Annotated in this window: 7 protein-coding genes; 1 reads left to right on the top strand and 6 read right to left on the bottom strand. The window is 37.1% G+C overall.

What is annotated here, in order from left to right; genetic code table 11:
• The 4 genes from V7149_RS14890 to prsW all read right to left on the bottom strand — a co-directional run.
• On the bottom strand, positions 1-426 hold a 426-nt coding region (locus V7149_RS14890; protein ID WP_335346398.1), incomplete at its 3' end, for a flagellar brake protein.
• Between the two features lie 129 nt (positions 427-555).
• A complete protein-coding gene (gene ypeB, locus V7149_RS14885; protein ID WP_335346397.1) occupies positions 556-1905 on the bottom strand; it encodes a germination protein YpeB in 1350 nt (449 codons plus the stop codon).
• A 14-nt stretch (positions 1906-1919) separates the two neighbouring features.
• A complete protein-coding gene (gene sleB, locus V7149_RS14880) occupies positions 1920-2750 on the bottom strand; it encodes a spore cortex-lytic enzyme (protein WP_335346396.1) in 831 nt (276 codons plus the stop codon).
• A gap of 130 nt (positions 2751-2880) precedes the next feature.
• Positions 2881-3552 (bottom strand): glutamic-type intramembrane protease PrsW, encoded by a 672-nt coding sequence (prsW, locus tag V7149_RS14875; protein WP_335346395.1) that lies wholly within the window; start codon positions 3550-3552, stop codon positions 2881-2883.
• Positions 3553-3802: 250 nt separating this feature from the next.
• On the opposite strand from prsW, the gene V7149_RS14870 reads away from it, so the two are divergent.
• Positions 3803-4780: an asparaginase gene (locus tag V7149_RS14870; RefSeq protein WP_335346394.1), complete on the top strand. Its 978-nt coding sequence runs from the start codon at positions 3803-3805 to the stop codon at positions 4778-4780.
• 43 nt (positions 4781-4823) lie between these two features.
• On the opposite strand, the gene V7149_RS14865 is transcribed toward V7149_RS14870, so the two are convergent.
• Together V7149_RS14865 and V7149_RS14860 are read right to left on the bottom strand one after the other, a co-directional pair.
• On the bottom strand, positions 4824-5795 hold the full coding sequence (locus V7149_RS14865) for a YpdA family putative bacillithiol disulfide reductase (protein ID WP_335346393.1): 972 nt from the start codon (positions 5793-5795) through the stop codon (positions 4824-4826).
• Positions 5796-5874: 79 nt separating this feature from the next.
• Positions 5875-7149 carry a Glu/Leu/Phe/Val family dehydrogenase gene (locus V7149_RS14860; protein ID WP_066294204.1) on the bottom strand — a complete coding sequence of 425 codons (1275 nt, stop codon included), beginning with the start codon at positions 7147-7149 and terminating at the stop codon, positions 5875-5877.
• Between the last annotated feature and the right edge of the window lie 82 nt (positions 7150-7231).

The raw sequence follows: 7231 nt of genomic DNA, 5'->3' as shown, positions 1-7231 counted from the left end.
CTTTCTGTCATTAATGATGGCAGCCCCCCCAGCACTAATGTCATCTGTAACCGTTACAAATGGAGCAAATTCCCCTTCGATCGGATGAATAGCGGCATCCACCCCTGTTTCAATACGAACAAATTGCCGGCGCTGTATCTTAACAAGTTGTTCAATACCCGGATAGGATAATATAATCATTGGAATATTGCCTTTGACTTTTCTAAGTACCTCACATTCAAATAGATAAACAGACCCATCCCCTGAGATAAACGATCCTTTTAATTGTGTACCATCTATAAGAAAAACGGTTCTATTCGTATTCATATTTATCGGATAATCGATATATACCGAATTGTCCCCTTTTTCTAAAATTTTGCATTTGTATTTCTCAACACTTTTCGAATACCTCGGTTCTAAAAAAAGTACATCACCAATTTTTATCATGCTGACCACACTTTCTCTGTCCATTTTCTTTCAATAGGATAATCTTGTCATTTTATTATGACATGTATACTAGTGTTTGTACATCGACATTTATATGCAAAAAGAAAAGGAAAGGCTTAAGACCTTTCCTTAAAGAACATCTTCATAAATCGGTTCTGCATTTTTTAGTTTTTCAACAAGTTCTTCATGCCCATTTTCTGCATTAATAAAGATCCGGTACGTATCGTTACCAAGTGTGCCAAGGAACTCATAACAGAGAACCTCTTTCCCTAAATCATTTTCAATAACTGCAAGCCTGTTTTCCATAACTTTAACTTGAGGATTTATATCAGAACGAGCATTTTCAAGAGAAATGGCCGGTTTCTGAATGATTCTATTGTGGTTGCTTTTCAAATAGTTCCCTGCTGAAAACCCAACGATATTCCCATTATCTAATGCAACCTTTACTTTAATGGAGTCTGGATAAATTCTAATATCATCCTGCTTTGAAACGAAGTTAAATACTCCTGTATGATTGTACTGTGCACTTTCAAAAAGTTCCAAACCATTAAATCCATTATCATTCAGAAATTTAAGTGCTTGATTGCTTGCCTCATTCAAGCTTATTGTTTGTTTATTTATATCTCTTGAGAGAATAAACCAGATTGGATATCCGCCTTTTTTAGTAATATCCATGTTGGCTTCTTGTTTTGCTTTCTGATTCAAAATAGAAACACTATAAAATCCATAATCAGAGCCTTTTCCATTCTCTGTCACTTGAACGGCAACATCATTATTAAAACCTGAATATTTTTTAGCAATATTGATTGCATCTTGCTGTGAAATCACCTTGCCTTTTATGTTTTTAAAATTGTTAGCTTCCTTCTCTAAACTGACTTTTGTTGGGCCAAGATCCGTTTCTCCGTAGCCCTCGACTGTTTTTTCTACCGTTTTGAATCCGTCAATAATGGTATTATCAGCATTTTCTTTGCCTGTAGCAATTGCCATTTCTACATCCATCCAGCGAAGATTATTTTTGAGAACTAAGTGCTGCACTTTCCGTAATTCTTTCTGGATCTCAGCAGAGTTGGAATATAATTTTTTTAGGTTCTCATATTCTTTATCAGTTAATGGTTCCTTATCTAAATCCCTAACAGCCGTCCTGTAACTAAAATCACCAATATTTGCAAGAAACTCCTCTGTTTTATTAAATGGCAATAACGTTAGCGGCAGCTGACCGACATTTGTATGTGCCTCTGATGTAAGTCTCCAAACATCAGCCAAAGCTGGAGATAAGGATTTACGGGAATTCATTGCCAATGTTGTTCCGATCTTATCATGCAGTAAATCTACATTATACGTTAAGCTGTGGAAGGCATTCTGATAATTATTTTCCGCGTTCATTAAGATTGCATTTTTTTCACGATGCTCTTGATAGCCCCAAAATGCAGTTCCAGCCACACCTAATGTAAGTACGCCAATTAATATTCCTCTAATCAATATTCCTCACCTCTTTATTTGCAAAAAATATGTTTCCCAATCCGCTTAATTTGCGGACGTGTCCAAATCCATGCACTAGTTGCAGTATCAGGATTAAAATAATAAAGTGCCTGTCCTGTAGGGTCCCAGCCATTAATGGCATCAATAACAGCTTCTTTTGCTCTCTCATTAGGAGTAAGCCAAATCTGGCCATCTGCCACAGCAGTAAATGCTCCTGGTTCAAAAATTACGCCTGATACGGTATTCGGGAATGATGCACTGTTTACACGGTTCAAAATAACAGCCGCTACTGCCACTTGCCCTGTATAAGGCTCTCCTCTTGCTTCACCATAAACAGCATTAGCCATTAATTGAATATCATTTTGCGAAAAACCGTTAGGCATATTAGCTGCTGTTGGTTTTTGGGCTGTTTGATTCTTTGCAGGAGCAGGCGTACTTTTTGCTGGTTTTTTTTGCGATTCGAGATTTACTCCCCCGTAATGAGTAAATTTATTGCCTTTGGCAATTTGCTCCTTTACAAATTGCTGATTATATTTAGATGCCTTGACGAGCTTGTTTTTCGTATCAGCTCCTGCCATCCCATCAATTTCGAGTCCAAATTCATATTGAAAATTTCTTAAAGCCCAATACGTTCCCCATCCAAATACCCCATCGATCTTTCCGTTGTAAAATCCTAAGTATTGCAGTCTTGACTGTAATTCAATTACATCATCTCCAACAGCTCCTTGCTGAATGACTTGATTGGTAAAAGCTGTTGCCCTCTGCTCGTTTCCACTCATAGGGACTAAAATCATACAAATAGAGACAATAAGAATTACTTTAGTAAACAAAAAGTTCTTTTTCATGAATCGTACCTCCAAAGTAAATCTTGATGACATTATCTCTATATTTTGTAGTAGCTGGTTTTTTATGCAAATCCCTTGTTATTTTTTGACGAATAAAAAAAACTCCTCATTTATGAATGAAGAGTTGCTTTTAGTAGTTTAGCTGGTTCTCTATATGTTTCGCGCTTAATTCGCGGGCCTTCTTAACCTTTCTTAATCCAAACCACCAAAGAAATATCATGAATGGGAACATAATGATCAGCCAATTTTCTTGGGTAATCAGGATGAAGTCATACGTACCGTGAAGAATAACAGGAAATAGGAAGGAAAGCATAAGCCATTTCGCCTTAGAGGTTGCTGAAAATTTCCCTTTTCCTATATAATAGCCCATAATAACACCAAATAAAGCATGACTGGAAACAGGCAGAAGCGCTCGGCCAATCGCATGCTCTAAGCCATGGGAAATAAGATACAAGATGTTTTCCAACGAAGCAAACCCTAATGATACAGATGCACCATATACAATACCATCATATGGTTCATCAAAATCAACATGCTGATAGACTGCATAAAACAGGATAAACCATTTAAAAAATTCTTCCAGCATCCCTGAAGAAAGAAATGCATTTATAAAGCTTGATTGTATATTGTACTCTGTTTCCAGAACATATTGAATAAACGCAATGGGGAAAACAAGAATTGCACCAAATAAAAAGGTCCTAAAAACTGTAAAAACCGGCTCAGAGCCATATTGATCTTTCAAATAAAAATAGCTTAATAGCGCTAATCCAGGGGCAATACCCGCAGATAAAATACCAAGCATGTACTGTCCTCTTTTCTATAAATTAATGAGGTCATTTCCCCAATATGCAGCTAAATTTCATCATTAGCAATGAATTTTTGTACCATTATCCATTACTTTTATCGTAACATGATGAAGGAAGAAAGAAAATGGATTATCAAATTTTGGAATAAGAAATATGTTAAATCTCTAAAATAGTAAACTTTCATTCAATTATACACTTTTTACACTAAATTAGTTTTATATTTTTGTAAAGTTGGAGGTATTCAGTATGCAAAAGAAAAAAATTCTTGTTATACATACAGGCGGAACGATTTCAATGAGTGAAGATGCATCTACTGGAGCTGTTAAGCCGTCTGAAAGCAATCCGATTACGGAAAAAACGAAAGAACTGCTTACACTAGCAGACATTATTATCGAGGAGCCATTTCATCTTCCTTCCCCGCATATTACTCCTGTGGAAATGCTTATGCTGAAGGATCTAATTAATCGCTATTTAGAGAAAAAAGAAATCTCTGGAGTCGTAATTACACATGGAACAGATACACTAGAGGAAACAGCGTATTTCCTGCACTTAACAGTTCAGACTTCTCTGCCCATTGTCGTAACAGGTGCTATGAGGTCAAGCAATGAAATTGGTGCAGACGGCCTCTACAATTTAATTACTTCTATTAAAGTTGCTTCATGTGAAGAGGCAAAATATAAAGGGGTTCTTGTCGTATTGAACGATGAGATTCATACAGCAGAGAATGTTACGAAGACTCATACAAGTAATGTTTCCACCTTCCAAAGTCCTCAATATGGACCGATTGGAATTGTGACAAAAAGAGGCGTGTTTTTCCACCATCTGCCAACGAACAATGAATTTTATGACATTGATCATGTATCGACACGCGTTGCCTTAATAAAAGCACATGCTGGGATGGATTCAACACTTCTGTTTGCCATCCGTGACTTAAACTATCAGGGAGTAGTTATTGAGGCATTAGGTCAAGGTAATTTGCCGCCTGCAACAGTAGAAGGGATTAAGGCCCTTATAGAAAAAAACATACCTGTTGTCATCGTATCCAGATGCTTTAATGGAATAGCCCAAGACGTTTATAGTTATGAAGGCGGAGGAAAAAAACTTAAAGATTTAGGAGTCATTTTTTCCAATGGCTTAAATGGTCAGAAAGCACGAATCAAACTGCTCGTTGGTTTAGCCACCACCAATAGCAGTAAAGAAATTGAAGAGATGTTCATGGTTTAATGGTGAATGTAAAAGAAATCGGCGAAAAATGCCGATTTCTTTTTTACTTCTTATATTCTTTATTGACGATTGCCTTTGCAATTAAATCACCATGAAACCGGCCATTTTCAATAAAAATTTCATTCGCATTATTGCCAGCAGCAATGACACCAGCAATATAAATCCCTTCGACATTTGTTTCCATTGTCTCAATATTAAATATCGGCCTTCCTGTCTCGGAATCGATATGGACGCCCATCGCTTGCAGAAAGTGATGGTCTGGATGGTAGCCTGTCATGGCAAATACAAAATCATTTTTTATCTCAAAACATTCTTCTTTTACTGTATAAATCACTTTATCGTTTAAAATCTCCTTCACATGCGCATTGAATTCCATTTTGATCACCCCATTACGGATTAGGGAATCAAACTCAGGCAAGATCCATGGCTTTACACTTGGTGAATATTCGCTTCCCCTATAAATAACTGTAACTCTCGCACCAGCTTTCACTAATTCTAATGCAGCATCCACACTAGAATTTTTTCCGCCTACTACTATGACATCTTTATCAAAATACGGATGGGCTTCTTTAAAATAATGAAATACCTTAGTCAATCCTTCACCTGGAACATTCATGTAATTCGGATGATCATAATAGCCTGTTGCAATTATTACATTCTTCGACCTGTATTCATCCTTATCTGTCATTACTAAAAATCCGCTTTCTTGTTTCGTAACCGACAAAACCTTTTCGTAAGCATTTATTTGGATTTTTTTTCGTTTAACAACTTCTCGATAATAGGACAACGCTTCGTTTCTTCTTGGTTTATAGTCAACTGTAATAAAAGGCACTCCGCCAATTTCCAGCTTTTCACTAGTACTAAAAAAAGTTTGATGTGTTGGATAATGGTAAATGGCATTAACGATATTTCCTTTTTCAATCACAAGCGGATTCATTCCTATTTCCTGAAGAGAAATCGCAGCTGCTAACCCACACGGACCTCCCCCTACAATAATTGCTTCTTCACATTTCATTTTTAGTTCTCCCTTCAATAAATAAAAATCTCCCATCAAATATGATAGGAGATTTTTCATTAAGATTCAAATAATGAACTTATACCCAGCCGCGGAATCTTGATGCCTCAGCCATTTTGCGCACGCCAACCATATAAGCAGCAAGACGCATATCTACACGGCGGGATTGTGAAGTTTCATAAATATTATTAAAGGATTGTACTAAAATCTTTTCAAGCTTTTCTGCAATTTCTTCTTCTGACCAGTAGTAGCCTTGGTTATTTTGCACCCACTCGAAGTAAGAAACTGTAACACCGCCTGCAGACGCTAATACATCTGGAACGAGAAGAATTCCACGCTCAGTTAAAATTTGCGTAGCCTCTAATGTAGTTGGCCCATTTGCTGCTTCTACTACAATTTTCGCTTTAATGTTATGTGCGTTTTCATCCGTAATTTGGTTTTCAATTGCAGCTGGAACTAAAATATCACAGTCTAATTCTAAAAGCTCTTTATTTGTAATTGTATCATTAAATAAATTAGTTACTGTTCCGAAGCTATCGCGGCGGTCTAATAAATAATCAATATCAAGTCCATTAGGATCATGTAATGCACCGTAAGCATCAGAAATACCAATCACTTTTGCACCAGCGTCATGAAGGAACTTAGATAAGAAGCTTCCTGCGTTACCAAAGCCTTGAACTACAACACGAGCACCTTCTAATTCAATGCCGCGCTTCTTAGCAGCTTCTCTAATACAAATTGTTACCCCTTTAGCTGTTGCTGTCTCACGGCCGTGAGATCCACCTAGTACTAATGGCTTTCCAGTAATAAAGCCTGGTGAATTAAATTCATCCATTCTGCTGTACTCGTCCATCATCCATGCCATAATTTGTGAATTTGTAAATACATCTGGCGCTGGAATGTCTTTTGTAGGTCCAACGATTTGGCTTATGGCACGTACATATCCACGGCTCAAAGCTTCTAATTCACGGAATGACATATTACGCGGGTCGCAGATAATACCGCCCTTACCACCGCCATATGGCAAATCAACAATACCACATTTTAAACTCATCCAAATCGATAGAGCTTTAACTTCCTTTTCAGTAACACCAGGATGGAAACGAATTCCACCTTTTGTAGGCCCAACCGCATCATTATGCTGTGCCCGGTAGCCGGTAAAGACTTTAACTGTTCCATCATCCATCCGGACTGGGATTTTAACTGTCATCATTCGAAGAGGCTCTTTTAATAATTCAAACACCTCATCAGAATAACCTAGCTTTTCCAAAGCCTTATGAATAACCGTTTGCGTTGACTTTAATACGTCAAGCTTGTCTTCTTTTTTAGTATCAGTACCATGATTGGCTACCATTAGTAAACCTCCTAGAAATCACTATCATTTGTTGTTCGCTTCCATGCAATAGTATACACCTTTGATTAATATATGCAAGATA

This window comes from Bacillus sp. JJ1503 (assembly GCF_036965125.1).
Taxonomy (GTDB): Bacteria; Bacillota; Bacilli; order Bacillales; family Cytobacillaceae; genus Cytobacillus.
This window is presented reverse-complemented; position numbering and strand designations above follow the sequence as displayed.